At 67.7% G+C, this 24,197-nt stretch carries 35 protein-coding genes; 27 read left to right on the plus strand and 8 right to left on the minus strand.

The window, feature by feature from the left end; genetic code table 11:
- Positions 1-10: 10 nt before the first annotated feature.
- A complete protein-coding gene (locus tag QSJ30_RS13440) occupies positions 11-1,357 on the minus strand; it encodes a CPBP family intramembrane glutamic endopeptidase (RefSeq protein ID WP_285610082.1) in 1,347 nt (448 codons plus the stop codon).
- Between the two features lie 9 nt (positions 1,358-1,366).
- Positions 1,367-1,735, minus strand: coding sequence for a thiol-disulfide oxidoreductase DCC family protein (locus tag QSJ30_RS13445; protein ID WP_285610084.1), 369 nt, complete (start codon positions 1,733-1,735; stop codon positions 1,367-1,369).
- A gap of 51 nt (positions 1,736-1,786) precedes the next feature.
- On the opposite strand from QSJ30_RS13445, the gene QSJ30_RS13450 reads away from it, so the two are divergent.
- Positions 1,787-2,182, plus strand: coding sequence for an acyl-CoA thioesterase (locus tag QSJ30_RS13450; RefSeq protein ID WP_285610086.1), 396 nt, complete (start codon positions 1,787-1,789; stop codon positions 2,180-2,182).
- Positions 2,183-2,222: 40 nt separating this feature from the next.
- Positions 2,223-2,936 (plus strand): hypothetical protein, encoded by a 714-nt coding sequence (locus QSJ30_RS13455; RefSeq protein WP_285610088.1) that lies wholly within the window; start codon positions 2,223-2,225, stop codon positions 2,934-2,936.
- A 17-nt stretch (positions 2,937-2,953) separates the two neighbouring features.
- Here QSJ30_RS13455 and QSJ30_RS13460 read toward each other — a convergent pair whose 3' ends face one another.
- The 4 genes from QSJ30_RS13460 to nadA form a co-directional block, all read right to left on the minus strand.
- A complete protein-coding gene (locus QSJ30_RS13460) occupies positions 2,954-4,288 on the minus strand; it encodes a class II 3-deoxy-7-phosphoheptulonate synthase (protein ID WP_285610090.1) in 1,335 nt (444 codons plus the stop codon).
- Between the two features lie 24 nt (positions 4,289-4,312).
- Positions 4,313-5,038 carry a response regulator transcription factor gene (locus QSJ30_RS13465; RefSeq protein ID WP_285610091.1) on the minus strand — a complete coding sequence of 242 codons (726 nt, stop codon included), beginning with the start codon at positions 5,036-5,038 and terminating at the stop codon, positions 4,313-4,315.
- A 277-nt stretch (positions 5,039-5,315) separates the two neighbouring features.
- The gene (locus QSJ30_RS13470; protein ID WP_285610093.1) at positions 5,316-6,884 is read right to left on the minus strand and encodes a sensor histidine kinase; all 1,569 of its coding nucleotides are present in this window, start codon (positions 6,882-6,884) and stop codon (positions 5,316-5,318) included.
- A gap of 60 nt (positions 6,885-6,944) precedes the next feature.
- A complete protein-coding gene (gene nadA / locus QSJ30_RS13475; RefSeq protein ID WP_420798799.1) occupies positions 6,945-7,907 on the minus strand; it encodes a quinolinate synthase NadA in 963 nt (320 codons plus the stop codon).
- A gap of 326 nt (positions 7,908-8,233) precedes the next feature.
- Between nadA and QSJ30_RS13480 the strand changes: the two genes are divergently transcribed.
- Entirely contained in the window at positions 8,234-10,393 is a 2,160-nt protein-coding gene (locus QSJ30_RS13480; RefSeq protein WP_285610095.1) for a glutamine synthetase III family protein, read from the plus strand.
- 62 nt (positions 10,394-10,455) lie between these two features.
- On the opposite strand, the gene QSJ30_RS13485 is transcribed toward QSJ30_RS13480, so the two are convergent.
- Positions 10,456-11,046, minus strand: coding sequence for an outer membrane beta-barrel protein (locus QSJ30_RS13485; protein ID WP_285610096.1), 591 nt, complete (start codon positions 11,044-11,046; stop codon positions 10,456-10,458).
- Between the two features lie 83 nt (positions 11,047-11,129).
- Positions 11,130-11,627 carry a D-glycero-beta-D-manno-heptose 1-phosphate adenylyltransferase gene (rfaE2, locus tag QSJ30_RS13490; protein WP_285610098.1) on the minus strand — a complete coding sequence of 166 codons (498 nt, stop codon included), beginning with the start codon at positions 11,625-11,627 and terminating at the stop codon, positions 11,130-11,132.
- Between the two features lie 56 nt (positions 11,628-11,683).
- Between rfaE2 and QSJ30_RS13495 the strand changes: the two genes are divergently transcribed.
- The 24 genes from QSJ30_RS13495 to rpmD all read left to right on the plus strand — a co-directional run bounded on the left by QSJ30_RS13495 (position 11,684) and on the right by rpmD (position 24,195).
- Positions 11,684-11,947: an FmdB family zinc ribbon protein gene (locus QSJ30_RS13495; RefSeq protein WP_285610100.1), complete on the plus strand. Its 264-nt coding sequence runs from the start codon at positions 11,684-11,686 to the stop codon at positions 11,945-11,947.
- 179 nt (positions 11,948-12,126) lie between these two features.
- Positions 12,127-12,525: a 30S ribosomal protein S12 gene (gene rpsL, locus QSJ30_RS13500; protein ID WP_243303169.1), complete on the plus strand. Its 399-nt coding sequence runs from the start codon at positions 12,127-12,129 to the stop codon at positions 12,523-12,525.
- 12 nt (positions 12,526-12,537) lie between these two features.
- Entirely contained in the window at positions 12,538-13,008 is a 471-nt protein-coding gene (gene rpsG, locus QSJ30_RS13505) for a 30S ribosomal protein S7 (protein WP_285610103.1), read from the plus strand.
- Between the two features lie 105 nt (positions 13,009-13,113).
- Complete coding sequence (fusA, locus tag QSJ30_RS13510; RefSeq protein ID WP_285610105.1) at positions 13,114-15,222, plus strand: elongation factor G; 2,109 nt, start codon at positions 13,114-13,116, stop codon at positions 15,220-15,222.
- A 286-nt stretch (positions 15,223-15,508) separates the two neighbouring features.
- Positions 15,509-15,835 carry a 30S ribosomal protein S10 gene (gene rpsJ, locus QSJ30_RS13515; protein WP_043483643.1) on the plus strand — a complete coding sequence of 109 codons (327 nt, stop codon included), beginning with the start codon at positions 15,509-15,511 and terminating at the stop codon, positions 15,833-15,835.
- Positions 15,836-15,849: 14 nt separating this feature from the next.
- A complete protein-coding gene (gene rplC / locus QSJ30_RS13520) occupies positions 15,850-16,476 on the plus strand; it encodes a 50S ribosomal protein L3 (protein ID WP_243303172.1) in 627 nt (208 codons plus the stop codon).
- 1 nt (position 16,477) lies between these two features.
- A complete protein-coding gene (rplD, locus tag QSJ30_RS13525; RefSeq protein WP_285610109.1) occupies positions 16,478-17,113 on the plus strand; it encodes a 50S ribosomal protein L4 in 636 nt (211 codons plus the stop codon).
- Positions 17,110-17,385 carry a 50S ribosomal protein L23 gene (locus QSJ30_RS13530; protein WP_285610114.1) on the plus strand — a complete coding sequence of 92 codons (276 nt, stop codon included), beginning with the start codon at positions 17,110-17,112 and terminating at the stop codon, positions 17,383-17,385. Before rplD ends, QSJ30_RS13530 begins: the two co-directional genes overlap by 4 nt.
- Before the next feature lie 74 nt (positions 17,386-17,459).
- On the plus strand, positions 17,460-18,281 hold the full coding sequence (rplB, locus tag QSJ30_RS13535; protein ID WP_285610116.1) for a 50S ribosomal protein L2: 822 nt from the start codon (positions 17,460-17,462) through the stop codon (positions 18,279-18,281).
- 11 nt (positions 18,282-18,292) lie between these two features.
- A complete protein-coding gene (gene rpsS, locus QSJ30_RS13540) occupies positions 18,293-18,577 on the plus strand; it encodes a 30S ribosomal protein S19 (protein ID WP_285610117.1) in 285 nt (94 codons plus the stop codon).
- Between the two features lie 2 nt (positions 18,578-18,579).
- Positions 18,580-18,936, plus strand: coding sequence for a 50S ribosomal protein L22 (gene rplV, locus QSJ30_RS13545; RefSeq protein ID WP_285610119.1), 357 nt, complete (start codon positions 18,580-18,582; stop codon positions 18,934-18,936).
- A 2-nt stretch (positions 18,937-18,938) separates the two neighbouring features.
- A complete protein-coding gene (rpsC, locus tag QSJ30_RS13550; protein ID WP_243303177.1) occupies positions 18,939-19,586 on the plus strand; it encodes a 30S ribosomal protein S3 in 648 nt (215 codons plus the stop codon).
- 9 nt (positions 19,587-19,595) lie between these two features.
- On the plus strand, positions 19,596-20,015 hold the full coding sequence (gene rplP, locus QSJ30_RS13555) for a 50S ribosomal protein L16 (RefSeq protein ID WP_285610121.1): 420 nt from the start codon (positions 19,596-19,598) through the stop codon (positions 20,013-20,015).
- A gap of 5 nt (positions 20,016-20,020) precedes the next feature.
- Positions 20,021-20,221 (plus strand): 50S ribosomal protein L29, encoded by a 201-nt coding sequence (gene rpmC, locus QSJ30_RS13560; RefSeq protein WP_026852748.1) that lies wholly within the window; start codon positions 20,021-20,023, stop codon positions 20,219-20,221.
- An 8-nt stretch (positions 20,222-20,229) separates the two neighbouring features.
- Positions 20,230-20,487, plus strand: a complete 258-nt coding sequence (gene rpsQ / locus QSJ30_RS13565; protein ID WP_026852747.1) for a 30S ribosomal protein S17 — start codon at positions 20,230-20,232, stop codon at positions 20,485-20,487.
- A gap of 9 nt (positions 20,488-20,496) precedes the next feature.
- Complete coding sequence (gene rplN / locus QSJ30_RS13570; protein ID WP_026852746.1) at positions 20,497-20,865, plus strand: 50S ribosomal protein L14; 369 nt, start codon at positions 20,497-20,499, stop codon at positions 20,863-20,865.
- The gene (gene rplX / locus QSJ30_RS13575) at positions 20,865-21,140 is read left to right on the plus strand and encodes a 50S ribosomal protein L24 (protein WP_285610123.1); all 276 of its coding nucleotides are present in this window, start codon (positions 20,865-20,867) and stop codon (positions 21,138-21,140) included. The genes rplN and rplX overlap by 1 nt, the downstream gene beginning before the upstream one ends.
- A gap of 188 nt (positions 21,141-21,328) precedes the next feature.
- Positions 21,329-21,892 (plus strand): 50S ribosomal protein L5, encoded by a 564-nt coding sequence (rplE, locus tag QSJ30_RS13580; RefSeq protein ID WP_285610124.1) that lies wholly within the window; start codon positions 21,329-21,331, stop codon positions 21,890-21,892.
- 18 nt (positions 21,893-21,910) lie between these two features.
- A complete protein-coding gene (locus QSJ30_RS13585; RefSeq protein WP_026852743.1) occupies positions 21,911-22,096 on the plus strand; it encodes a type Z 30S ribosomal protein S14 in 186 nt (61 codons plus the stop codon).
- A 12-nt stretch (positions 22,097-22,108) separates the two neighbouring features.
- Positions 22,109-22,504 (plus strand): 30S ribosomal protein S8, encoded by a 396-nt coding sequence (rpsH, locus tag QSJ30_RS13590; protein ID WP_026852742.1) that lies wholly within the window; start codon positions 22,109-22,111, stop codon positions 22,502-22,504.
- 49 nt (positions 22,505-22,553) lie between these two features.
- Positions 22,554-23,090, plus strand: coding sequence for a 50S ribosomal protein L6 (rplF, locus tag QSJ30_RS13595; RefSeq protein WP_285610127.1), 537 nt, complete (start codon positions 22,554-22,556; stop codon positions 23,088-23,090).
- 9 nt (positions 23,091-23,099) lie between these two features.
- Positions 23,100-23,462, plus strand: a complete 363-nt coding sequence (gene rplR / locus QSJ30_RS13600) for a 50S ribosomal protein L18 (RefSeq protein ID WP_257305886.1) — start codon at positions 23,100-23,102, stop codon at positions 23,460-23,462.
- A gap of 9 nt (positions 23,463-23,471) precedes the next feature.
- Positions 23,472-23,996 carry a 30S ribosomal protein S5 gene (gene rpsE / locus QSJ30_RS13605; RefSeq protein WP_285610134.1) on the plus strand — a complete coding sequence of 175 codons (525 nt, stop codon included), beginning with the start codon at positions 23,472-23,474 and terminating at the stop codon, positions 23,994-23,996.
- Position 23,997: 1 nt separating this feature from the next.
- Positions 23,998-24,195 (plus strand): 50S ribosomal protein L30, encoded by a 198-nt coding sequence (gene rpmD / locus QSJ30_RS13610; protein ID WP_243288428.1) that lies wholly within the window; start codon positions 23,998-24,000, stop codon positions 24,193-24,195.
- The last annotated feature ends 2 nt before the right edge of the window (positions 24,196-24,197 follow it).

Below are 24,197 nucleotides of genomic sequence, written 5' to 3' on the forward strand. Positions count from 1 at the left end.
CCGGGGATGGTCAGGCGAAGGCCCGCATCAGCAGGAAGAGCGACCCGTTCCAGCAGGCGTGGACCAGGATGGCGGGCCATAGGCTCCCGGTCTGCCGCACCGCCAGGGCGAGCACCAGGCCCAGGGTGCCGAGGATGGGCAGGCCGGCGGGCTGCAGGTGGATGGCCCCGAAGAGCAGGGCGGAGGCGAACAAGGCAAGCGTGATCCGGCCCTGCCGGGCCAGCACGGGAAACAGGAAGCCCCGGAACAGCAGCTCCTCGAAGAAGGGGGCCACACCGGCCACCACGGCGAACATGGCCAGGGAGGGGCCCCAGCCGGACAGCCCCCGCAGCAGTTCCTGCAGGTCCCGCTGGGGACTCTGGTCGGGCTTCAGCACCAGGCTCGTGGCCATGGCCACGGTCAGCACCAGGAACACCGCCAGGGCGAGGAAGGCCGCGCCCCAGGCGAGGTTCCGCCGGGCGGTTCCCGGCGCCAGCCGCCGCCAGAGCTCAGGGAAGGTGAGTCCCTCCGCCCAGCAGAGCAGGCGCACGCCGATGCCGGCATGGAAGAGGGTGCCCAGGGGCACGACGGCCCAGCGCAGGGAGGGCCAGGGCGTGAGCAGCAGCGCCGAGAGGTTGCCGGCGGCGAAGAAGGCCATGAACCAGCCCAGGAAGACCAGGGTCGCCGCCCGGCCCGACAGGCCCCAGGCCGGGAGGGGCCGGACCGGCGGCTGGCGGCGGGTGACCCAGAGGTAGACCCCCACGGCGAGGCCCCCCACTGCGAAGGTCATCACCAGCAGCCCGAAGCCGCCGAGGACCGCCAGGCGCGTGAGCAGGGCGCTGCGGGCCCGGGCGCGAAGCGCCTCGCCGGAGGCCGGCCCCCCTTCGCGGTCGCAGAGCCTGGCCTCCAGCAGCGAGGCCGCATAGCCGTTTCCGAGGCGCCTCCCCACGTCCTCACGGGCGGCCGCGTCGGGGATGAGGTCGGAGCCGTAGGCCGCCGCGAAGGCCCTCCGGAACCGCTCGCCGCCGAGCCCGGCCGGGCCCTCCTCCGTCAGAACCCCGCGGGCCTCGGCGGGATCGCCCAGCTCCGCCATGAGGACTGCGAGCAGGGCCCGGTCCCAGGGATCCGCCAGCTGGGTCCGGGCCCTGGTCCATTCCCTGGGTGTGACTCTGGCGCCGCCCAGCAGGCGCGGGCCTGCGAGGGCCGCCTCCAGGATCTGCCCCTGGAGGCTGGTCCGGGCGGAGGGCCGGTGGTTGCCCGCCTGGCGGGTCCGGAGGGTGAGGCCCGCGGCCATCAGGGCGATGAGGGCCAGGAGGGCGATGAGGGGATCCGCCCAGCGGCGGTCAGGGTGCCAGGGGCTCGGGGGGGTGGAATCCATGGACCCAGGCTACGCGAAGGGCGGGCGTCCGGTGCGCCGGAAGCGCCGGGCCGCCACCCACAGGTAGAGGTGGTTCAGCAGGCGGGGCAGGCCGGGGAGGGCCAGCAGCGGGGCCACCCACCGCCACCCCGGCAGGCGGCGGGCGACGGGCCCGAGCAGGTCGGCCCCGGCCCAGACTTCCCGGGTGGCCAGGTCAATGCCGTGGATCTCCTTTTCCAGGGGTTTCCCGGCCAGTTCCGGGGCCAGGGCCAGCAGGTCGGGATCCCGCAGCGGGACCATGTGCAGCAGTCCCCGCCGGTCCTGCCGCGCAAGCCAGAGGGTCGCCCGGCTGCAGAGGGAGCACGACGCGTCGTAGGCGAGCAGGAGGGGGGCGGCCATCGGAGGCATGATCCCACGGGATGGCGGTAAGGTTGAGGCTCCGGAGGCCCCATGCCCTTTTCCCATCCCATCGAGGTTCGGTTCAGCGACCTGGACGCCATGGGCCACGTGAACAACGCCGTGGTGGTGAGCTTCATGGAGCAGGGGCGCTTCCAGTGGTGGCGCAGCTTCCTGGGCGGCCGGAAGTTCCAGGAGGAGGGCTTCCTCATCGCCCGGATCGAGGTGGACTACCGGATGCCGATCCTGCTGGGCGACGACGTGCGCGTGGAGCTGCACTGCACCAAGGTGGGCAACAGCTCCTTCGACCTGAGCTACCGCCTCACCAAGGGACTGGGCGGCGAGCTGTTCGCGGAGGGCCGGAGCGTGCAGGTGATGCTGGACTTCGCCACCAACCGCCCCAAGCCCCTGGCCCCCGCCACCCGCGAGTGGCTGGAAGCGCAGGGCTGATCCCGTGTTGTTGGGGACCGCCGCCTGGTCCGAGGGCCCCGTGGAACGCCGCGCCCTCGTGGGCCGGCTGGCTTCCGGCCGCCTGGCGGACCTGAACCGCATCGAGGCCATCCGCCTGCGCAAGCTGGGCGAAGGGGATCCCGAGCGGCTGGCGGAGGCGCTGGTGCCCGGGAGCCTCCGCCGCCTGCTCGAGGGCGGGCCCAGGGCCCTGACCCGGGCCAAGCAGGCCCTGGCCTACGCCGAGAAGTGGGAGCGTCGCGGCACCCTGCCGGAGGCCCTGGCGCCCTTTCCGGAGGCGGCGGATCTGATGCCCTGCCTGCCGAGGCCCGCGGCGCTGCACCGGCCCGATGGGAGCGCCCTCGACCGCTTCGGGGTCCGGGGGCCGGGAGCGGAGCTGATGGAGCTGCCGCGCCCGTGCCTGGCCGTCCTGGGACAGGCCGGGGGCGGGATCGCGGGGTTCTGCCTGGCGCTGGAAGACTCGGGCAGCGCCGTCCTGGGGGCCTGGATGGTGGATGCCTGGCCGGAGGGGAGCCTGGACTTGAGGGCCGGGTCCGCCCGGCGCAGCACGCCCCTTGGGGCCTGGGAGGGACTGGAGCTGCCCTCCCTCCGTCCCGGCGGGGTCCTGCTGCTGCCCGCGCCGAAGCTGAAGGCGCTGCAGGAACTCCTGCCGGGGGCCGAGGTCGCGGTGGGCGGGGCCTTCGACACCCTGGTCCTCCGGGCCGGGCCCGAGGGGATCCATCCCACCGTCCATTAGCGGGGCATTAGCCGGCTTCAGGGCGCAGCGCGCATCATCTCGGCGATGAGGAAGGCCATCTCCAGGCTCTGGGTGCCGTTGAGGCGCGGGTCGCAGCCGGTCTCGTAGGCCTTGGCCAGGTCCGCCTCGGACAGGCCCTCACTGCCGCCGGTGCATTCGGTGACGGCCTCGCCGGTGAGCTCGATGTGGACGCCGCCCAGGTGCGAGCCGTGGGCCCGGTGGAGCTCGAAGGCCTGGCGCAGCTCGGACAGGATGGCCCCGAAGTCCCGGGTCTTGAGCCCCCCCGCGCTTTCGGCGCCGTTGCCGTGCATGGGATCGCAGCTCCAGAGCACGGGGCGCCGCGTGGCCTGGACGGCCTCCAGGAGCGGAGGCAGGGCGGCCTGGATCTTCGTGGCGCCGAACCGCGAGATGAGGGTGATGCGCCCGGGCTCCCGGTCAGGATCGAGGTGATCCAGCAGCGCCACCAGGTGCCCGGGCGTGGCGCTGGGTCCCACCTTCACGCCGATGGGGTTGCGGAGGCCGCGCAGGTACTCGAGGTGGGCACCGTCCAACTGGCGGGTGCGCTCCCCCACCCAGAGCGTGTGGGCGCCGAGGTTGTAGTAGGCAGAGGCCTCGCCCACCCAGCGGGTGAGGGCCTCCTCGTAGGGGAGCAGCAGGGCTTCGTGGCTGGTGTAGAAGTCGATGCGCTCCAGCACGTCCCGCTGCACACCGCCCAGGGCCTCGAGGAAGTCGAGGGACTCGCGCACCTGATCCAGGGTGCGGCGGTACTCGGGCACCTGGCCGGTGCCGCCGGGCAGCTCCCAGCGTTCCGGGTGATGCAGATCCGCGAAGCCCCCGGCCGTGAGGGCCCGCAGGTGGTTCAGTGTGGCGGAGGCGTGGAAGTAGGCCTCCAGCATGCGGCCGGGGTCGGGGCGACGGGCGGCGGCATCGGCTTCCAGGCTGTTGATGAGGTCGCCCCGGTAGCTGGGCAGCTCCCGGCCGCGCACCGTCTCGGTGGGCTTGCTGCGGGGCTTGGCGAACTGGCCGGCGATGCGGCCCACGCGCACCACGGGCTTGCGGCCGCCATGGGTGAGGGCCACGGACATCTGGAGCAGCACGCGGAGCTTGCCGGCGATGGCTTCCGGCGTGCAGTCCTTGAACTGCTCGGCGCAGTCGCCGCCCTGGAGGAGGAAGCGGCGCCCGGCCGCGGCTTCGGCCAAGAGGCCCCGGAGGCGGTCCACCTCCTCGGGCACCACCAGTGGGGGCATGCGCCGCAGGCGGGCCAGCACCGCCTCGAGCTCCGAGGGATCGGCGTAGTCCGGCTGCTGCATCGCAGGAAAGCGCTGCCAGCTGTGGGGATTCCAGGGAGACATCGGACCTCGGGGCGAGGGACCAGTCTACCCCCGCTCCGCCGCCCCACCAGGCCCGGCGCCCGGGTCCGGTTCCACGGGGGTGATCCAGCGGTAGCCCTCCCCGCCCACGGTGGTGATCCAGGGCGAGCCCAGCTCCTCGCCAAGCTTCCGCCGCAGGTTCGCGATGTGGACGTCCACGGTGCGGGCGCTGGGGCGGGCATCCGGCTCCCAGGCCAGCTGCAGCAGCTCCTTGCGGCTGTGGGTGCGGCCGGCGTGGGAGATGAGGATCTCCAGCAGCCGGAACTCCCGGGGCGTCAGCTCCAGGGTCTTCCCGTCGCGCCGGGCCTCCAGGCGGGGGAGGTCGAACTGGAACGGGCCGGAGCGCAGCCGGGCCGGCCGGTCCACGGGGCGGGTCCGGCGCAGGATGGCCTTCACGCGGGCCATGAGCTCGAGCACGGAGAAGGGTTTCACCAGGTAGTCGTCCGCCCCCAGGCTCAGGCCCTTCACCCGGTCGGTCTCCTCGCCCCGGGCCGTGAGGAGGAGCACGGGAACCTCGTCCTTGCGCTCCCGGAGCGTGCGGAGGACCTCGAAACCATCCAGCTGGGGCAGCATCAGATCCAGCACGATGAGGTCTGCCCGCCGGGCCGTGTGCGCGGAGAGGGCGGGCACACCATCTCCCACCGCCTCGACGGAATAGCCTTCGAAGCCCAGGTTGTTGACGAGGAGCTGGCAGAGGGAGGGCTCGTCCTCTACCACAAGGATGTGGATCACGGCGGCTCACTCAAGGAACGGATCCTCCCAAGATGCACGTATTGACTTGGAAGGGCAAGCGGGATTGGCTGCAATTTCCAAGGTTCAGGCGGCCGGGATCTCCAGGAGGGCCGAGAAACCCTCACCGGGGCCCGAGGCGAAGGTGAGGCCCCAGCCACGGGACCCCCTCCGCGATCGCAAGCCGGAGGCGCCGCGGGAGCGGGAGGACGCGCCTTGATGGCGCGTCCGATCGGGGGGTGGTGGGAAGCGTGGCCTCACCGGGGTCTGGATGAGCCCCTCAGGCGGCCGGGATCTCCAGGAGGGCCGAGAAACCCTCGCCGGGGCCGGAGGCGAAGGTGAGGCCCCAGCCTTCCTGGTCGGCCACCTGGACGAGGAGGCTCAGGCCCAGTCCCTGGCCTTCACGGAGGAAGCCCTCCTTGCCCGATTCCCGGATCCTCTGGAAGGGTTTGCCGAGGACCTTGAGCTGGTGGGGATCGAGCCCGCCCTCGTCGCTGACCTGGATGCAGAACCGGCGACGGGCCCGCCAGGTCTCCAGGGTGACGCGGCCCTTGCCGTGGGCCAGGGCGTTCTCCACCAGGGTGAGCACGGCCGCCCGCAGGGAGGGCAGCGGGGCGTGGCCGGCCTCCGGGGCGAGCTTCAAATCGAGGGGGCGGCCCTCGGCATCGAAGCCCGGGCGGAGATCCTCCGCCACCTCCTGGAACCAGGCCGGGTTGGCCTGGCCCCGGGGGCCCGAGGCGCCGCTGCCGCGGATCACCCGCAGGCCGGTCTCGATGATGGTGGTGAGGTGGTCCACCTCTTCGCTGATCTTCAGCAGCTCCTCGTCGGCCCGGTCCGGATCGAGGCGGCCCAGGCGCAGGGAATCGCAGCGGAACTTGAGGATGGCCAGGGGGGTCTTGAGGCTGTGGGTCATGGAGGCCATGCGGTCCGCGTCCAGCTCGGCCTTGCGGCGGGCCCGGTGGCGCAGCCAGAGGCCGAGCAGCACGGCCAAGCCCACGGAGAGGGCCGCGCCGGAGATCAGCCGCCTCTGATACTTCAGGGACTTCCGGAAGGTGACCTGCTCTTCGTCGAAGGCGACTCCCGCCAGGTACCACCCATCCCCGAAGGCGTTGGTCTTGGTGGAGGAGCCCAGGGGCAGGGTCACCAGCCGCTGGGGGTCCGCCTGGAGGTTGGGCTGGGCGCCCCAGGGCTGGGGCTTCAGGTCCCGCCGGTTGGCGTCCGATTCCCGGAGCAGGCCCATGCGCAGGGCCCGGCGGGGGGCCAGGGCGATCCCCAGCTCCCGCTCCACCTCGGGCGCGCCCGGCCGCCAGCGCTTGATCACCAGCCAGCGGTCGGAGAGGAGGACCACGGTGGCGACCTTCCCGAAATCCGGGTCCTGCTCCCGCGGCGGGTTCCACTCGAAGCGCTGGGCGGTCTCGGCGTGGGTCATCCAGCCCAGGTACTGCTGGGCCAGGGCGGCGTCCTTGGGAACCACCAGGCGGTCCCCCTCGCGCACCCAGAGGCGGCGGCCCTCGAAGCGGTCCAGCAGGGCCACCACCAGGGGCTGGTCCTCGAGGAGGCGGCGCACATCCTCCTCGTCGCCCCGGCGGACGCTGTGGAGGATCGGGAGGCTCTTCCAGTGCCGCTCGACGGCCTCGTGGTCCACCCAGTGGGCATCCATGTAGGCCTGCTGGGCGGTGCTGACCTGGTCATTCAGGTAGTAGCGGGGCGCGGCCATGAGCAGGGCCGTGACCACCAGGCCGGCCAGGACCAGCAGGGCGATGCCGCTCTGCTGCTGGAGGCGCTGCCAGCGCGAGAGGCCCAGGCTGGGGTGGATGAGGCGGAACCGGGAGGCGCGGTGGCGGTACATGGGGGCTCGGCGGAAGGGGGTGACAGCCAGCTTAGCGGCCGCCGGGCCCTTCCGGGGGGCCTAACCCAGGGCGAGCATCCGCTCCAGGGGCTTGAGGGCCTTCACCCGCACGGCCTCGTCCAGGTGGATCTCCGGCTTCAGGTCCCGCAGGCAGAGGTAGAGCTTCTCCAGGCTGTTGAGCTTCATGTAGGGGCAGAGGCTGCAGTTGCAGCCGCTGTCGGCGGGGGCGGGGATCAGCTCGGCATCCGGCCGCCGCTGGCGCATCTGGTGGAGGATGCCCGCCTCGGTGGCCACGATGAAGGCCCTGGCGCTGTCCTTGGCCACGAAGTTGAGCAGGGCCGCCGTGCTGCCCACGAAATCCGCCAGCTGGCTGACCGTGGCGTCGCACTCGGGATGGGCGATGAGCTTGGCCTCCGGGTGCTGGGCCTTGAGGGCCGCCAGGCGCTTGGCCGTGAACTGCTCATGCACGATGCAGAAGCCCGGGAACAGCACCATGTCGCGGCCGGTCTGCTTCATGACCCACTTGCCCAGGTGGCGGTCGGGTGCGAAGACGATCTTGCGGTCCTTCGGGAGGCTCTCCACCACCCGCACCGCATTGCTGCTGGTGCAGATGACGGTGCTGAGGGCCTTCACGCCTGCCGAGCAGTTGATGTAGCTGACGACGTCGTGATCCGGGTACTGCTTCAGCCACTCGGCGAAGTAGTCCGCCGGGCAGCGGTCCGCCAGGCTGCAGCCCGCGTCCATGTCGGGGATGACCACGGTCTTGGCGGGGTTGAGGATCTTGGCGGTCTCGGCCATGAAGTGGACACCGCAGAAGGCGATGACGTCGGCGTCGGCCTTGGCGGCCTGCTGGCTGAGCTGGAGGCTGTCGCCCACGAAGTCAGCCAGGTCCTGGATCTCGGGCTCCTGGTAGTAGTGGGCCAGGAGCACGGCCCGCCGCTCGGCCTTGAGCCGCCGGATCTCGGCGGGCAGGTCGATCCCCGCGGGGATGCTCTCGAGGTCGGGGACGTAGGGGGCGGTCATGTCCATGGCACTCATTCTAGTTCCTTCTCCAGGAACCCGCGGATGCGCTCGCCCGGCCCCTCATGGTCGAACACCTCGGCGAAGGCCGCCCGCTCCCAGGCCAGGGCGGCGGGGCTAGGCACCCTCTCCTGGTGGCGCCGGAGGTCCCCGAGGAGGGAAAGGGCGCGCTCGGGCGCGGAAACCCCTGTTGCCACAAGCGGGTTTCCTGTATCCTGTGCTTGGATCGCAGGATCCAGTTGGATGTGGGAATCCGATGGCTGCCCCCGAGGGGCGGACATCGGTTTATTTTTATTTACCTTCATCGTTCAACGTCCAAGGGGGGACACATGGCCAAGGCGCCGGCGCCAGACACTTCCAGCATCTCACGGCTGGATCAGCTCAAGATCAGCCAGTACTTCGGCTGCAACACGTTCAGCGAGCGCACCATGCGCGACCGGCTGCAGAAGGATGTCTACAAGGCCTACCGCCAGGCGCTGAAGCGCGGCGAGGCCCTGTCGCCCGAAGTGGCCAAGAGCGTCGCCCAGGCCATGAAGGATTGGGCCCTGGAGCAGGGCTGCACCCACTTCACCCACTGGTTCCTGCCCATGACCGGCGCCACGGCCGAGAAGCACGACGCCTTCATCGCCTGGGACGAGCCGGGCCAGGTCATCGAGCGCTTCAGCGGCGGCCAGCTCATCCAGGGCGAGCCCGACGCCAGCTCCTTCCCCAGCGGCGGCCTGCGCGCCACCTTCGAGGCCCGCGGCTACACGGCCTGGGATCCCGCCAGCCCGGCCTTCCTCATGGAAGGGCCCCTGGGCAAGACGCTCTGCATCCCCACCGCCTTCGTCGGGTACCACGGCGAGGCCCTGGACCACAAGGTGCCCCTGCTGCGCTCCATGGACGTCCTGTCCCGGCAGGCCGTCGAGGGCCTGGCCCACTTCGGCGTGAAGGCCAATTCCGTCATTGCGCAGTGCGGTCCCGAACAGGAGTACTTCGCCGTGGACCTGGAGCTGGCCCAGCAGCGGCCGGACCTCATGTTCGCCAACCGCACCCTCCAGGGTGCCAAGCCCCCCAAGGGCCAGGAGCTGGAGGACCACTACTTCGGCAGCATCAAGGAGCGCGTCCTCGGCTTCATGCAGGAGGTCGAGCTGGAGTGCTTCAAGCTGGGCATCCCCGCCAAGACCCGCCACAACGAGGTGGCCCCCAACCAGTTCGAGATCGCGCCCATCTACGAGGCCGCCAACATCGCCAGCGACCACAACCAGCTGCTCATGGAGCTGCTCAAGTCCGTGGGTGAGCGGCACGGCCTGGCCATCCTGCTCCACGAAAAGCCCTTCGCCGGCGTCAACGGCAGCGGCAAGCACGTGAACTGGAGCCTGGCCACGGACGAGGGCCAGAACCTGCTGGAGCCCGGCCAGACGCCCGAGGAGAACCTGCAGTTCCTCTACTTCCTCAGCGCCACGCTGAAGGCCATCCACACCCACGGCGGCCTGCTCCGCGCTGCCATCGCCAGCGCCGGCAACGACCACCGCCTGGGCGCCAACGAGGCGCCGCCGGCCATCATGTCCGCCTTCCTCGGCGCCCAGCTCAGCCACATCCTCGACGCCATCGAGAAGGGGGACGCGGCGGATGCCTCCACCCAGCGTATCCTCGATCTCGGCATCGGCAACCTGCCCCGCATCGAGAAGGATGCCACGGACCGGAACCGCACCAGTCCCTTCGCCTTCACGGGCAACAAGTTCGAGTTCCGCGCCGTGGGCTCCAGCCAGCCCATCGCGCTGCCCCTGACCGTGATCAACGCCGCCGTGGCCGAGGCGCTTGAAGGCCTCAACGCCAAGCTCGACGTCGAGATCAAGTCCGGCAAGGAGCACAAGGCCGCCGTCCTGTCCGTCGTGCGCCAGGCCATCATCGAGACCAAGGCCATCCGCTTCGAGGGCAACGGCTACGCCGAGGAGTGGAAGGTCGAGGCCGAGCGCCGCGGCCTGCCCCACGCCAAGGACACCGTGGCCGCACTCCACATCTGGGAGGCCGCCGCGGCCAAGGCCGTGTTCTCCAAGCCGGGCATCCTGTCCGAGGGCGAGTTGGAGTCCCGCATCCACATCCGCCACGAGCAGTACCAGAAGGCCATCGCCATCGAGACCCAGGTCCTGCGCGAGATGGCGGAGACCCAGATCCTGCCCTCCATCACCGCCGACCTCGGGGCCAGGGCCAAGAGCCTCGGGCGGCTGGCTGCCGTCGGCATCGCGGTGCCCGAGACCCTGAAGGCCGCCCTCCAGGCCCAGGCCACCCTGGCCGGCGAGGCCCAGGCGCGTCTTTCCGCGATGAAGACGGCCCTGGCCGAGGCCGACGCCCTTGAGGACCTGCACGCCCGCACCGAGGCCTTCGGCAAGAAGGTCAATGAGGCCAAGCACGCCCTCCGGGAGGTGCTGGACCACCTGGAAGAGGCCTGCGACGCGGACCTCTGGCCCCTGCCCAAGTACTGGCAGCTGCTGTCTCCGCTGCTTTAGCTTTTCCGGTTCTCACGAAAACGGGCCGCGATTGCGGCCCGTTTTCGTGAGTGGAAGAAAGCCTATCGCCCGAAGCGGAACACGGCGCTGACCTGGGCCCAGGTGGCGGTGTCGAAGCCAAGGCCGTCGCTGCCGTTCTTGTCTACGAACACCTGGTTCAGCGTGCCTTCCAGGGAGAACATCCGATTGAAGGTGTAGCCACCGCCGCCGCGGAGGCCCAGCTTGCCGCTCTGGCTGGCGCTGCCGCTGATCCGGAAGCCGTTCCCATTGGTGAACTCCCACTCGTCCTTGACGCTGTTGATAGAGGCGCCGGCGATGGTGTACCAGCCCTGGTTCGGGCTCTGGAAGTTGTAGACCCAGTCGGCGCCGACCTGCAGGATCTTGTAGTCGTTCTGATCGTCGGAGAAGCCGCCCCAGCCGGAGCCGGGAAGGCTGTGGTAGGTCAGCTGGGCGCGGACCTGATGGTGCGGGGTGATGTTGAAGTCGAGGTGGCCGCCGACGTGGGCGCCGAAGAACTGGTTGGTACCGAGGCCATCCTTGTCCTTCAGATCCCCGACTGGTAGTGACAGACCTGTCTGCAGGCCGCCGGTGATGTCCTGGGCGGCGAGGGGCAAGCCCAGCAGGGCGAGCGTGAGGGCAACGTGGTGACGCATGGAACCTCCGGCAAAAACGGGCCTCGAAGCAAGGCCGGTCCCAGCCTAGCGGGTAACTGTCACAACCGGATCATCCGAACGGTCTATTCGTGCGGTTCAAGCGTGACACCGCGCCCGCTGCGGATCCGCTGCTCGATGCGGGAGGTGCTGTGCCCCGGGAGGAAGGGCAGAAGCACAAGCTTTCCGCCCCTACCTTCCACGATCTCTCGGCCCACCACGGTCTCAGGGGTGTAGTCGCCGCCCTTCACCAGCACATCCGGCCGGAGGGCGGTGATGAGCTCCAGCGGTGTGTCCTCATCGAAGCGGATGACCGCGTCGACGCTCCGCAGCCCCAGCAGGATGGCGGCGCGGGCCGCCTCGTCCTGGAGGGGGCGGCTCGGGCCCTTGAGCCGGGCCACCGAGGCATCGCTGTTGAGGCCCACTACGAGGAAGTCGCCGAGGGCGCGGGCCTCGGCGAGGTACTGCACGTGGCCCGGATGGATCAGGTCGAAGCAGCCGTTGGTGAAGCAGAGGATCCCCGGCCGGGGAACGGCCGCGAGGAAGGCTTCAGGGCTCTGGAAGAAACGGATCGGTGACGGCATCTAACCAGCTGGGATAAAATGATCGGTTCAGGGAGAAGTCCCGGGAGAAGTCTGCCATGCCGCTCTATGAATACCGTTGTGAAGCTTGTGGCCGGTCCGAGGAGAAGCTGGAGAGCATGTCCGCGCCCGAGGTCCACGCCTGCCCGGCCTGCGGCCTGGCGAGCGGGATGCGGCGCCAGGTCTCCGTGGCGGGCTTCACCCTGGCCGGGGGAGGCTGGTACAAGAGCGCGGCCTCCGAGCCCGCGGTATCGGCCCCGGAGACCCCCAAGAGCGGCCATGGCTGCGCCGCCGGGGGCTGCGGCTGCCCCCTGGCCGGGTGATGCCGGTCTCTTGTTTTGGCTTGGCGCGTTGACTTTCCAGGCCATTCCGTTAGCCTAGATGGTTCCGGCCCCGTGGGCCGGCGCAGGATTTCATCCGTCCGACGTTCCCCGAAGCCTCCAACGCGGCGAACCTCTCGGGCCCAGGCCCGGAAAACCCGGCGCCTTCCTTGGAGGATGGTGTGCCTACCATCAATCAGTTGATCCGCATTGGGCGGAAGACGTTCCAGAACAAGACCAAGAGCCCCGCGCTCGACGCCTGCCCGCAGAAGCGCGGCGTGTGCACCCGCGTGTTCACCACCACCCCGAAGAAGCCGAACTCCGCGCTTCGCAAGGTGGCCCGCGTGCGCCTCACCAACGGCATCGAGTGCACGACCTACATCCCGGGCGTGGGCCACAACCTGCAGGAGCACAGCATCGTGCTCATCCGCGGCGGCCGCGTGAAGGACCTGCCGGGCGTGCGCTACCACGTGGTCCGCGGCACCCTGGACGCCACTGGCGTCGCGGGCCGCAACCAGTCCCGTTCCAAGTACGGCGCCAAGCGCCCCAAGGCTGGCGCCGCGCCGGCCAAGAAGAAGTAGGGGAGGTGAAACATGGCCCGTCGCAACGCACCCGCCAAGCGTGAGATCCTCCCGGATCCCGTCTACAACAGCCTCACCGTCTCCAAGTTCGTGAACATCCTCATGGAGCGCGGCAAGAAGGCTACCGCCGAGCGCATCCTCTACGGTGCACTCGAAATCGTCGCCAAGAAGTCCGGTGAGGAGGCCCTTGAGGCCTTCCAGAAGGCCCTCAACAACATCAAGCCCTCGGTGGAAGTCAAGTCCCGCCGCGTGGGCGGCGCCACCTACCAGGTGCCCGTGGAGGTTCCCCAGAACCGCCGCCAGTCCCTGGCCATGCGCTGGCTGAAGACCTACTCTGCCTCCCGTGGCGAGCGCACCATGCGCGACAAGCTGGCCGGCGAGATCCTGGACGCCATGAACTTCCGCGGCGCCGCGATCAAGAAGAAGGACGACGTCCACAAGATGGCCGAGGCCAACAAGGCCTTCGCGCACTTCCGCTGGTAGTAGCCCGTCCGACCGGAAGGAGCCGCCGATCCGGCGGCTCCTTCCGCGAAGGTCTTTGAAGCACCCTCGACTCCGATTCCGTTTTGATCCTTTCAGGAGGCCGCTGTGGCCCGTCAGACCCCCCTCGAGCGCTACCGGAACATCGGCATCATGGCGCACATCGATGCCGGCAAGACCACCACGACGGAGCGCATCCTCTACTACACCGGCAAGATCCACAAGATCGGCGAGGTGCATGAGGGTGCGGCGACCACCGACTGGATGGTGCAGGAGCAGGAGCGGGGCATCACCATCACCTCCGCCGCCATCACGGCCGCCTGGGTCCCCCAGACGGGCCAGCTGAAGGACGTGGAGCACCGCATCAACATCATCGACACCCCCGGCCACGTGGACTTCACGGCCGAGGTGGAGCGCTCCCTGCGCGTGCTGGACGGCGCCTGCGCCGTGTTCTGCGCGGTGGGCGGCGTGGAGCCCCAGTCCGAGACCGTGTGGCGCCAGGCCGACAAGTACGGCGTGCCCCGCATGGCCTTCGTGAACAAGATGGACCGCCCCGGCGCGGACTTCTTCCGCGTGGTGGAGATGATGAAGACCCGCCTCAAGGCGCGGCCCATGCCCATCCAGGTTCCCATCGGCGCCGAGGAGAACTTCAAGGGCGTGGTGGACCTCGTGCTGATGAAGGGCCTCACCTTCGACGAGGGCGACAAGGGCTTCAAGGTCATCTACGGCGAGATCCCCGCGGACCTCGTGGAGACGGCCAAGGAGTGGCGCGAGAAGATGATCGAGATGGTCGCCGAGACCGATGACTCGCTCATGGACAAGTACCTGGGCGGCGAAGAGCTGACCGAGGATGAGATCCGCACGGGCATCCGCAAGGGCTGCATCAGCCTGGCGTTCACGCCGATGATGTGCGGCTCCGCCTTCAAGAACAAGGGCGTCCAGCCCATGCTCGACGCGGTGGTGAGCTACATGCCCTCGCCCCTGGACATCGCCGCCATCAAGGGCGTCGATGCCGACGGCAACGAGGTGGAGCGCAAGGCCGACGACAAGGAGCCCTTCGCGGCCCTCATCTTCAAGATCATGGCCGACCCCTTCGTGGGCTCGCTCGCCTTCATCCGCATCTACTCCGGTGTCCTGAGCGCCGGCTCGGGCGTCTACAACGCCGCCAAGGGCCGCCGTGAGCGCATCGGCCGCCTCCTCCAGATGCACGCCAACAAGCGCGAGGACATCGAGGAGGTCCGCACCGGCGACATCGCCGCCGCCGTGGGCCTCAAGGACGTGCTGACCGGCCAGACCATCTGCGACGAGAACCACCCCGTGATCCTCGAGTCCATGGACTTCCCGGATCCCGTGATCCAGGTGGCCATCGAGCCCAAGACCAAGGCCGACCAGGAGAAGATGGGCGTCGCCCTGAGCCGCCTGGCCCAGGAGGATCCCACCTTCAAGGTGAAGTCCGACCCCGAGACCAACCAGACCATCATCGCCGGCATGGGCGAGCTGCACCTCGAGATCATCGTCGACCGCATGATGCGCGAGTTCAAGGTCGAGGCCAACGTGGGCAAGCCCATGGTGGCCTACCGCGAGACCATCCGGAAGCGCGTGGAGGCCGAAGGCAAGTTCGTGCGCCAGTCGGGCGGCCGCGGCCAGTACGGCCACGTCAAGCTCATCATCGAGCCCAACGAGTCCGGCAAGGGCTACGAGTTCATCAACGACATCAAGGGCGGCGTGGTGCCCAAGGAATACATCAAGCCCACGGACCAGGGCATCCAGGAGGCCATGCAGTCCGGCGTCCTCGCGGGCTACCCCTGCGTCGACATCAAGGTCACCATCTACGACGGCAGCTACCACGACGTGGACTCCAACGAAATGGCGTTCAAGATCGCGGGCTCCATGGGCTTCAAGGCCGGCTGCGAGAAGGCCTCCCCCGTGATCCTCGAGCCCATCATGGCCGTCGAGGTCGTGGTCCCCGAGGACTACATGGGTGACGTCATCGGCAACCTGAACAGCCGCCGGGGCCGCATCGAGAACATGGAGGACCGGGCCGGCTCCAAGGTCGTCACCGCCAAGGTGCCCCTGGCCGAGATGTTCGCCTACTCCACCACCCTCCGCGGCATGACCCAGGGCCGCGGCAACTACACCATGCAGTTCTCGCACTACGAAGAGGCTCCCCGGAACGTGGCCGAAGAAATCGTGGCCAAAGTGAAGGGTGCCAAGTAGTTGTTCCCAGCTCCAAAGCGGGCTTTGCCCGTTTTGGAGTTAAGCAAGACCTTTAGTTGATTGTTTTAGCCCCTCTCGGGGTGAGGTCATCCTTCGAACCTTCGGGTTGCCGGGCCTCCTGATCCACCGCTTCCTCCTCCGGGAGGTCGTGCGTTCTCTCAAAAAGCCGTTGAATTTACAGCGGCTTTTGTTATGCTGATCAGCCCTGTCCCTGTCGTTGGGACGGATTTACATGGGCGGTCAGCGCCCCACGTCTATGGACGGTTCCCGTCCCAATGGAGTGAGCATGAAAGACAACATCCGCATCCGTTTGCGTGCCTTCGACCACCGTCTGCTCGATCAGAGCACCCGCGAGATCGTGGACACCGCCAAGCGCACGGGCGCCCAGGTGGCCGGGCCCATCCCCCTCCCCACCCGGACGAACAAGTACACCGTGAACCGTTCCCCCCACGTGGACAAGAAGAGCCGGGACCAGTTCGAGATCCGCACGCACAAGCGGCTGCTCGACATCCTGAACCCGACCCAGAACACCGTGGACACCCTCATGCGCCTGGATCTGCCCGCTGGCGTCGACGTGGAGATCAAGGTCTTCAGCCGTCAGGGCAACAGGTAGAGGGGGGAGAAGACATGTCCAAAGGAATCATCGGCAAGAAGCTGGGGATGACCCAGATCTTCAATGAGCAGGGCCAGATCGTCCCCGTGACGGTCATCCAGGCCGGCCCCTGCGTGATCGTGCAGCGCAAGACCTCCGCCAAGGACGGCTACGAAGCGGTCCAGATCGGTTTCGTCGACCCCAATGGCGGCAAGCGCGCCTCCAAGGCCGAGAAGGGCCACTGCGAGAAGCTGGGTGTCGCCCCGGTCCGCGTGCTCCGCGAGATCAAGGTGGACGCCTCCGACGCCGCCAAGCCCGGCGACAGCGTCCTGGCCAGCGCCTTCGAGGCGAAGACCAAGGTGAACGTCACCGGCATCAGCAAGGGCAAGGGCTTCGCCGGCGTCATCAAGCGGCACCACTTCGCGGGCGGCCGTGCGACCCACGGCTCCATGTTCCACCGCGCTCCCGGCTCCATCGGCCAGTCGAGCTACCCCAGCCGCGTCTTCCCCGGCATGCGCATGGCCGGCCACATGGGCGACGCCCAGGTGACCGTGCGCAACCTGGAGATCGCCAAGGTGGACGCCGAGAACAACCTGCTGCTCATCAAGGGCGCCGTCCCCGGCCCCAAGGGTGGGTACATCGTCATCAAGCAGGAGGCCTAGGATGGCAGCGTTCCAGCACCCCGTCGTCAACCTCGACAACAAGCAGGTCGGCACCGTCGACCTCCTGCCCGAGGTGTTCAAGCTCGAGGACCTGAACGAGCACCTGATCTGGGAAGCGGTCCGCCACTTCCTGGCCAAGCGCCGCGCCGGCACTGCCAAGACCAAGGACAAGTGGGAAGTCAGCGGCTCCGGCAAGAAGCTCTGGAAGCAGAAGGGCACCGGCCGCGCCCGCGTGGGCTCCATCCGCAGCCCGCTGTGGAAGGGCGGCGGCACCACCCACGGTCCGCACCCCCGTTCCTATGACTACGCCTTCCCCAAGAAGGCCCGGCGCGCGGCCCTGCGCAACGCGCTGTCCGCCAAGCTGGCCAGCGGCCAGATCCTGGTGGTCGAGAACTGGGAAGTCGAGTCCCACAAGACCAAGGCCCTGGTCCAGACGCTGGGCAAGCTCGGCGTCACCGGCTCCGCCCTTCTGGTGGGTGCCGAGGCCAGCGAGAAGCTCTCCCAGGCCGCGGGCAACAACCCGAAGCTGCAGACGATCGAGAGCCTGGGCGTCAACGTCTATGAGCTCCTCAAGTACGACCAGGTGATCTTCTCCAAGGAAGCCGTCCTGGCCCTCCAGGAGGTGGTGAAGCCATGACCAAGATCTTCGACGTGATCCGCAAGCCCCTCCTCACCGAGAAGGGTCAGATCCTGCGCGAGAAGAACATCCAGGTGTTCGAGGTGGCCACCTGGGCCACCAAGCACCAGATCAAGGAAGCCGTGGAGCTCCTGCTCCAGTCCAAGGTGAAGGGCATCCGCACCGTGCGGATCCCCAGCCGGACCAAGCGTCTGGGCCGTTTCGTGGGGACGTCCAGCCCCCGCAAGAAGGCCTATGTCGAACTCGCCGCGGGCGCACCCGCGTCCGAGTAAGGCGATCCATGGCGGACGGAAAAGCTTTGCCCACTATCGCCCGCCCCTTTCAACCCTGAGGCAAGAGGACAACCATGAGCATCAAGCAGCTCAAGCCCACGACCCCCGGTCAGCGCGGCATGTCCAAGTTCGGCTTCGAGGAAATCACGACGGATACGCCTGAGCGTTCCCTGATTGCCAAGAAGAACCGCACTGGAGGCCGCTCCAACACCGGCCGGATCACCACCCGCCACATCGGCGGTGGCCACAAGCGCCAGTACCGCATCATCGACTTCAAGCGCAACAAGCTGGAAGTGCCGGCCAAGGTCGCGACCATCGAGTACGATCCCAACCGCACCGCCCGCATCGCCCTGCTGGTCTACGCCGACGGCGAGAAGCGCTACATCCTGGCCCCCGACGGCCTGGAAGTGGGCCGCACCGTGGTGGCCGGCAAGAACGCCGACATCCTGGTGGGCAACGCGCTCCCCCTGCGGAACATCCCGGTCGGCAACACCGTCCACAACATCGAGATGAAGCCCGGCAAGGGCGGCCAGATCGCCCGCGCCGCCGGCACCTTCGCCCAGCTCGTGGCCAAGGAAGACGACTACGCCCAGCTCCGCATGCCCTCCGGCGAGATCCGCAAGATCCACCTCGAGTGCTACGCGACCATCGGCACCGTCGGCAACCTGCAGCACGAGAACATCCAGATCGGCAAGGCCGGCCGCACCCGCTGGAAGGGCATCCGCCCGACCGTCCGCGGCGTGGTCATGAACCCCGTCGACCACCCGCACGGTGGTGGCGAGGGACGCACCTCCGGTGGCCGTCACCCCGTGACGCCCTGGGGTCAGCCGACCCGCGGCTACAAGACCCGTGGCAACCGTCGCACGGACAAGTTCATCGTCAAGCGGATCAACTAGGAGACACGACAATGGCACGATCCCTGAAAAAAGGCCCGTTCATTGACGCCCACCTCCAGAAGAAGGTGGAAGTCGCCCAGGCGGCCAACGACAAGCGCGTGATCAAGACCTGGTCCCGCCGGTCGACGGTCATCCCGCAGATGATCGGACTGACCCTCGCCGTGCACAACGGCAACAAGTTCATTCCTGTTTATGTCACCGAGAACATGATCGGTCACAAGCTCGGCGAATTCTCGCTGACCCGCACGTTCAAGGGTCACGCCGGCAAGTCCGATTCCAAGGCGAAGGGGAAGTAGCGATGGCTGAGATCGTTTCCAGCGCCACCGTTCGCCACCTGCGCGGTTCGGCCCAGAAGGCCCGCCTCGTGGTGGACATGATCCGCGGCAAGCACGTCGGCGAGGCCCAGTGGGTGCTCGCGCAGGCCAAGAAGTACGCCGCCGCCCCCATCCGCAAGCTCCTGGATTCCGCCGTGGCCAACGCCATCGACAAGAATCCCTCTGTCAATCCGGACGAGCTGATGGTGAAGTCCGCGTTCGTGGACGAGGGCTTCCGCATGAAGCGCGTCCGTCCTGCGCCCATGGGTCGCGCCTATCGGGTCCAGAAGCGCACCTGCCACATCACCATCCAGCTCGCGTCCGCGGCCGGGGAGGAGTAGTCATGGGTCAGAAAGTCCACCCGTACGGGTTCCGCCTCGTCTACCAGAAGAACTGGCGCAGCAAGTGGTTCTCCAAGCGCGAGTACTCTTCGCTGCTCCACGAGGACATCAAGCTCCGCCGCGAACTCAAGAAGCAGCTGCACAGCCTCAACGCGATGATCTCGAAGATCGACATCGAGCGCGCCGCGGACAAGGTCACCGTGCGCATCTTCACCGCCCGCCCCGGCATCGTGATCGGCCGCAAGGGCGCGGAGATCGACAAGCTGCGCGAAGACCTCCAGAAGCGCCTCAACCGCCCCGTGTCCGTCGACATCCAGGAGATCAAGAAGCCTGAGGTCGATGCCCAGCTGGTGGCCGAGGGCGTGGCCCAGCAGCTCGAGCGCCGCATCGCCTTCCGCCGTGCCATGCGCAAGGCTGAGGAGGCCGCGATCCGCTTCGGCGCCAAGGGCTTCAAGATCAAGGTCTCGGGCCGCTTGAACGGTGCCGAGATCGCCCGGACCGAGGACTACCTCTCCGGCCAGATGCCCCTGCAGACCATCCGCGCGGGTGTTGACTACGGTTTCGCCGAGGCCCGCACGACCTACGGGATCATCGGCATCAAGGTTTGGGTGAATCTGGGCGACCAGGTTGCCGAGACCGTGAAGCGCTGAGGTGAATCCATGTTGATGCCCAAGAAGGTCAAGAACCGCAAAACCCAGAAGGGCCGCACCCGCGGCGTCGCCACCCGTGGCAACGATCTCGCCTTCGGTGACTACGGCCTCAAGGCGATCGAGCACTGCTGGCTCACGAACCGTGAGATCGAGGCCGCCCGTATCGCCATGACCCGCCACATCAAGCGCGGCGGCAAGATCTGGATCCGCATCTTCCCCGACCGTCCCACCACCTCGAAGCCCGCGGAAACCCGCATGGGCTCCGGCAAGGGGGCTCCGGACGGCTGGGTGGCGGTGATCCGCCCCGGCCGCATCCTCTTCGAGATGGAGGGGGTGACCGAGGAGATCGCGCGCGAAGCCCTGCGCCTGGCCCAGATGAAGCTGTCCGTCGCGTCCGAGTTCGTCAGCCGCACGCCGCCGGAGGAGTGAGAGCCATGACCAAGAAGAACCCCTTTTCCGATTTGACCGGCAAGAGCGTCGAGGAGCTGGCGCAGCTGGAGGCCGAACTGGCCGCCAAGCGCTTCACCCTCCGCTTCCAGCACGCCGTGGGCCAGGTCGAGAACACCGCCGAGATCCGCAAGACTCGCCGTGAGCTCGCCCGTGTCAAAACCGCCCTGGCGACGAAGCTGGCCTAGGAGATCCCATGAGCCTCGAAAACAAGATGATTCGTAACGGCGTCGTGGTCTCCAACAAGGCCGACAAGACCGTGGTGGTGAAGGTGGAGCGCAAGTTCCAGCACCCGCTCTACCACCGTACGGTCAAGCAGACCGCCAAGTTCATGGCTCACGATGAGACCAACGCCTGCGGCATCGGCGACGTGGTCAAGATCGTGGAGACCCGCCCCCTTTCCAAGCGCAAGCGCTGGACGGTCCTCGAGATCGTCCAGAAGGCCGGCGAGTAAGGAGCTCACATGATCCAGATGGGAACCATGCTCACCGTCGCCGACAACTCCGGCGCCAAGAAGATCTGCTGCATCCTGCCCCTGGGCGGCGGTGTGGGCAAGATCGCGCAGCTCGGCGACGTGATCACCGCCTCCGTGAAGGAAGCGATCCCGGGCGGCACGGTCAAGAAGAAGGCCGTCGTCCAGGCCGTGATCGTCCGCCAGCGCAAGGCCTACCGCCGCAAGGACGGCTCCTACATCCGCTTCGACGAGAACGCCGCCGTCATCATCAAGAAGGATGGCGAGCCCGTCGGCACCCGTGTCTTCGGCCCCGTGGCCCGCGAGCTGCGCGAGCGGAAGTACATGAAGATCGTCTCCCTCGCCCCTGAGGTGCTGTAATGGAAGCCACCACCAAGATGAAGCTCAAGAAGGGCGACCAGGTCGTCGTCATCGCCGGCAAGGAGAAGGGCAAGACCGGGACCATCTCCAAGGTCAGCCCCGCCACCAACCGCGTGGTCATCGCCGGCATCAACATGATCAAGAAGGCCACCAAGCCCAATCCGCAGACCGGCGAGGGTGGCGGGATCATCGAGAAGGAGGCCTCCATCCACGCCTCCAACGTCATGATCCTCGACCCCAAGACCGGCAAGGGCACCCGCAAGCGCCCCGAGTAAACCGCTTTCCATCCTCCCGCATTCGTGGGAGGATGGTCATTCTGCCCCGTGCGCGGGGCGGAGCACCACGGCGCATCCCGCGCCATGACAACTGAGGTTGGGGGGAAACGGGCCGGACCGCCGTTCCCAAGCCCCCCCGCTCTCCCGAACCCCTGGGGCATAGCCGCCCCACGGAAATGGAGGAATCCATGACTGCCAAGCAGGACCACGCGGAGCCCCGCGTCAAGGCTCGCTACCACCAGGAGGTGGTGTCGAAGCTCAAGGAGGAGTTCGCCTTCTCCTCCGCCATGCAGGTGCCCCGCCTGCAGAAGATCGTCATCAACATGGGCGTCGGCGATGCCATCCAGAACATCAAGGTCCTGGACGTGGCCGTGGACGAGCTCACCGCCATCGCCGGCCAGAAGGCCGTCGTGCGCAAGGCCAAGAAGAGCGTCGCCCAGTTCAAGCTGCGCGCCGGCATGCCCATCGCCTGCATGGTGACCCTGCGCGGTCCCCGCATGTGGGAGTTCTTCGACCGCCTGGTGACCCTGTCCCTTCCCCGCGTCCGCGATTTCCGCGGCGTGCCCACCAAGTCCTTCGATGGCCGCGGCAACTACACCCTGGGCCTCAAGGACCAGCTGATCTTCCAGGAGATCGACTACTCCCGCGTGGACAAGATGAAGGGCATGAACATCACGTTCGTGACCACCGCCGCCAACGACGCCGAAGCGCGGGCCCTGCTGGCCCACCTCGGTATGCCCTTCCGCAAATAGGCTAAGGAGATCATACCGATGGCCAAGATTTCGAAGATCGTCAAGGATTCGCGCAAGCCGAAGTTCTCGACCCAGCACCGCAATCGCTGCAAGTGCTGCGGCCGGCCCCGGGGCTTCATGCGCAAGTTTGAACTCTGCCGTCTGTGCTTCCGCAAGTTCGCCCTCAACGGCGAGCTGCCGGGCGTCCAGAAGTCCAGCTGGTAAGGAGAGGGGACCATGCATACCGATCCCATCGCTGACTACCTCACCCGCATTCGTAACGGCATCATGGCCGGTCACGATGCCGTGGTGGTGCCCGCCTCCAAGATCAAGGCCGGTCTCTGCGGCATCTTGAAGCAGGAGGGCTACATCCACTCCTTCAAGCAGGTCGAGCATGAGAACCGCGTGTATCTCATCGTCAATCTGAAGTACGTGAAGGACAAGGAGAACGTGATCCACGGCCTGCGCCGCGTGTCCCGTCCCGGCCTGCGCATCTACACCGGCGCGCAGGAGATCCCCGAGGTCCACGGCGGCCTCGGCATCGCCATCCTGTCCACCCCGAAGGGTCTCCTGACGGGCAAGGACGCCAAGAAGCAGAACGTCGGCGGCGAAATCCTCGCCCACGTCTGGTAACCCAATCCTGAAATGGGCGGATCCTCCGCCCTCATCTAAGGAATCCACCATGTCTCGAATCGGAAAGAAGCCCGTGACGCTGCCCAAGGGCGTGAAGGTCACAGTCACCGGGTCCGAGGCCGTCGTCGAGGGCGCCAAGGGCAAGCTCACCTGCCCGATCCCCGCGGGGATCACGCTCGACGTCCAGGCCGACTCCGTGAGCCTCACCCGCGCCAACGATGAAGCCCAGACCCGTGCCTATCACGGCCTGACCCGCGCCCTGCTCGGCAATGCCGTCACCGGCGTGACCGAAGGCTGGAAGAAGGAACTGGACATCGTCGGCGTCGGCTATAAGGCCGCCATGGACGGCGCCAAGCTCAACCTCGAGCTCGGCTACAGCCATCCCATCAAGTACGAGGCCCCCGCTGGCATCCAGATGGCCGTCGAGAAGACCACCCATATCGTCGTGACCGGCATCGACCGGCAGCTGGTGGGCCAGGTCGCCGCCGACATCAGGAAGTTCCGCAAGCCCGAGCCTTACAAGGGCAAGGGTGTCATGTACACCGGCGAAGTCATCCGCCGCAAGGCCGGCAAGACCGGGAAGTAAGGGGAACCCATGGCGAACGATATCAATATTCGACGCGACAAGACCAAGGCCCGCATCCGCGGCCGCGTGAGCGGGACGCCCGAGCGGCCCCGCCTCACCATCTACAAGAGCCTGAAGCGCATCTACGTGCAGGCGGTGGACGACACCCAGGGCATCACCCTGGCGTCCGCCAGCAGCCTGGAGAAGGATCTCCGCGCTTCGCTGAAGAACGGCGCCAACATCGAGGCCGCGAAGGCCGTCGGTGCGAGCATCGCCGCCCGCCTGAAGGAGAGGGGCATCACATCCGTGGTGTTCGACCGGAACGGCTACGTTTACCACGGCCGCGTCAAGGCGCTGGCTGACAGCGCCCGCGAAGCCGGGCTCCAGTTCTAGGGGATGACCATGGCGACTGCAGAGCTCAAGGACAACAAGGAAACCCGCAACTCCGAAGCCGGGGAATTCAAGGACCAGGTCATCTACGTGGGCCGCGTCACCAAGGTGGTGAAGGGGGGCAAGAACTTCTCCTTCTCCGCGCTGGTGGTCGTGGGCGACGGCAACGGCAAGGTCGGCTTCGGTCTCGGCAAGGCCCTCGAAGTGCCCTCCGCCATCAAGAAGGGCATCGAGAGCGCCAAGCGCAACATGATCAAGGTCCCCGTCACCTCGAACGGCAGCCTGCCGCACCCGGTGACCGGCATCTTCGGCTCCGGCAGCGTGCTGCTGAAGCCGGCCCCCGAGGGCACCGGCATCATCGCCGGCGCCGCGGTGCGCGCGATCATGGAGGCCGCCGGCATCCATAACGTGATGACGAAGAGCCTGGGCTCCTCCAACCCCCACAACGTGGTTCGCGCCACGTTCGAGGGTCTGAAGGACCTCATGGATCCCTACACGGTCCTGACCAATCGGGGCCTGGATCAGGCGGAGGTTTAACATGTCGCAGTTCATCGGCAAGCAGGTGGTGCTGACCCTCAAGCGCTCCATCATCTGCACCACTCCCAAGCACCGGGCCTTCATGCAGACCCTTGGTCTGAAGCGCCCCGGCGACACCCGCGAATGCGAATACACCCCCAACGTCCATGGGATGGTCAAGCTCGTGCCCCATCTCATCAGCGTTCAGGTGAAGGGGTAGAC

Origin of the sequence: Geothrix edaphica, assembly GCF_030268045.1 — a bacterium.
GTDB lineage: Bacteria > Acidobacteriota > Holophagae > Holophagales > Holophagaceae > Geothrix > Geothrix edaphica.

What these genes read in the sequence shown, in the direction of transcription:
- QSJ30_RS13440 (WP_285610082.1), bottom strand. Translation starts at nt 1,357, where the DNA reads ATGGATTCCACCCCCCCGAGCCCCTGGCACCCTGACCGCCGCTGGGCG.
- QSJ30_RS13445 (WP_285610084.1), bottom strand. Translation starts at nt 1,735, where the DNA reads ATGGCCGCCCCCCTCCTGCTCGCCTACGACGCGTCGTGCTCCCTCTGC.
- QSJ30_RS13450 (WP_285610086.1), top strand. Translation starts at nt 1,787, where the DNA reads ATGCCCTTTTCCCATCCCATCGAGGTTCGGTTCAGCGACCTGGACGCC.
- QSJ30_RS13460 (WP_285610090.1), bottom strand. Translation starts at nt 4,288, where the DNA reads ATGTCTCCCTGGAATCCCCACAGCTGGCAGCGCTTTCCTGCGATGCAG.
- QSJ30_RS13470 (WP_285610093.1), bottom strand. Translation starts at nt 6,884, where the DNA reads ATGTACCGCCACCGCGCCTCCCGGTTCCGCCTCATCCACCCCAGCCTG.
- nadA (WP_420798799.1), bottom strand. Translation starts at nt 7,907, where the DNA reads ATGACCGCCCCCTACGTCCCCGACCTCGAGAGCATCCCCGCGGGGATC.
- QSJ30_RS13480 (WP_285610095.1), top strand. Translation starts at nt 8,234, where the DNA reads ATGGCCAAGGCGCCGGCGCCAGACACTTCCAGCATCTCACGGCTGGAT.
- QSJ30_RS13485 (WP_285610096.1), bottom strand. Translation starts at nt 11,046, where the DNA reads ATGCGTCACCACGTTGCCCTCACGCTCGCCCTGCTGGGCTTGCCCCTC.
- rfaE2 (WP_285610098.1), bottom strand. Translation starts at nt 11,627, where the DNA reads ATGCCGTCACCGATCCGTTTCTTCCAGAGCCCTGAAGCCTTCCTCGCG.
- QSJ30_RS13495 (WP_285610100.1), top strand. Translation starts at nt 11,684, where the DNA reads ATGCCGCTCTATGAATACCGTTGTGAAGCTTGTGGCCGGTCCGAGGAG.
- rpsG (WP_285610103.1), top strand. Translation starts at nt 12,538, where the DNA reads ATGGCCCGTCGCAACGCACCCGCCAAGCGTGAGATCCTCCCGGATCCC.
- rpsJ (WP_043483643.1), top strand. Translation starts at nt 15,509, where the DNA reads ATGAAAGACAACATCCGCATCCGTTTGCGTGCCTTCGACCACCGTCTG.
- rplC (WP_243303172.1), top strand. Translation starts at nt 15,850, where the DNA reads ATGTCCAAAGGAATCATCGGCAAGAAGCTGGGGATGACCCAGATCTTC.
- rplD (WP_285610109.1), top strand. Translation starts at nt 16,478, where the DNA reads ATGGCAGCGTTCCAGCACCCCGTCGTCAACCTCGACAACAAGCAGGTC.
- QSJ30_RS13530 (WP_285610114.1), top strand. Translation starts at nt 17,110, where the DNA reads ATGACCAAGATCTTCGACGTGATCCGCAAGCCCCTCCTCACCGAGAAG.
- rplB (WP_285610116.1), top strand. Translation starts at nt 17,460, where the DNA reads ATGAGCATCAAGCAGCTCAAGCCCACGACCCCCGGTCAGCGCGGCATG.
- rpsS (WP_285610117.1), top strand. Translation starts at nt 18,293, where the DNA reads ATGGCACGATCCCTGAAAAAAGGCCCGTTCATTGACGCCCACCTCCAG.
- rplV (WP_285610119.1), top strand. Translation starts at nt 18,580, where the DNA reads ATGGCTGAGATCGTTTCCAGCGCCACCGTTCGCCACCTGCGCGGTTCG.
- rpsC (WP_243303177.1), top strand. Translation starts at nt 18,939, where the DNA reads ATGGGTCAGAAAGTCCACCCGTACGGGTTCCGCCTCGTCTACCAGAAG.
- rplP (WP_285610121.1), top strand. Translation starts at nt 19,596, where the DNA reads ATGTTGATGCCCAAGAAGGTCAAGAACCGCAAAACCCAGAAGGGCCGC.
- rpmC (WP_026852748.1), top strand. Translation starts at nt 20,021, where the DNA reads ATGACCAAGAAGAACCCCTTTTCCGATTTGACCGGCAAGAGCGTCGAG.
- rpsQ (WP_026852747.1), top strand. Translation starts at nt 20,230, where the DNA reads ATGAGCCTCGAAAACAAGATGATTCGTAACGGCGTCGTGGTCTCCAAC.
- rplN (WP_026852746.1), top strand. Translation starts at nt 20,497, where the DNA reads ATGATCCAGATGGGAACCATGCTCACCGTCGCCGACAACTCCGGCGCC.
- rplX (WP_285610123.1), top strand. Translation starts at nt 20,865, where the DNA reads ATGGAAGCCACCACCAAGATGAAGCTCAAGAAGGGCGACCAGGTCGTC.
- rplE (WP_285610124.1), top strand. Translation starts at nt 21,329, where the DNA reads ATGACTGCCAAGCAGGACCACGCGGAGCCCCGCGTCAAGGCTCGCTAC.
- QSJ30_RS13585 (WP_026852743.1), top strand. Translation starts at nt 21,911, where the DNA reads ATGGCCAAGATTTCGAAGATCGTCAAGGATTCGCGCAAGCCGAAGTTC.
- rpsH (WP_026852742.1), top strand. Translation starts at nt 22,109, where the DNA reads ATGCATACCGATCCCATCGCTGACTACCTCACCCGCATTCGTAACGGC.
- rplF (WP_285610127.1), top strand. Translation starts at nt 22,554, where the DNA reads ATGTCTCGAATCGGAAAGAAGCCCGTGACGCTGCCCAAGGGCGTGAAG.
- rplR (WP_257305886.1), top strand. Translation starts at nt 23,100, where the DNA reads ATGGCGAACGATATCAATATTCGACGCGACAAGACCAAGGCCCGCATC.
- rpsE (WP_285610134.1), top strand. Translation starts at nt 23,472, where the DNA reads ATGGCGACTGCAGAGCTCAAGGACAACAAGGAAACCCGCAACTCCGAA.
- rpmD (WP_243288428.1), top strand. Translation starts at nt 23,998, where the DNA reads ATGTCGCAGTTCATCGGCAAGCAGGTGGTGCTGACCCTCAAGCGCTCC.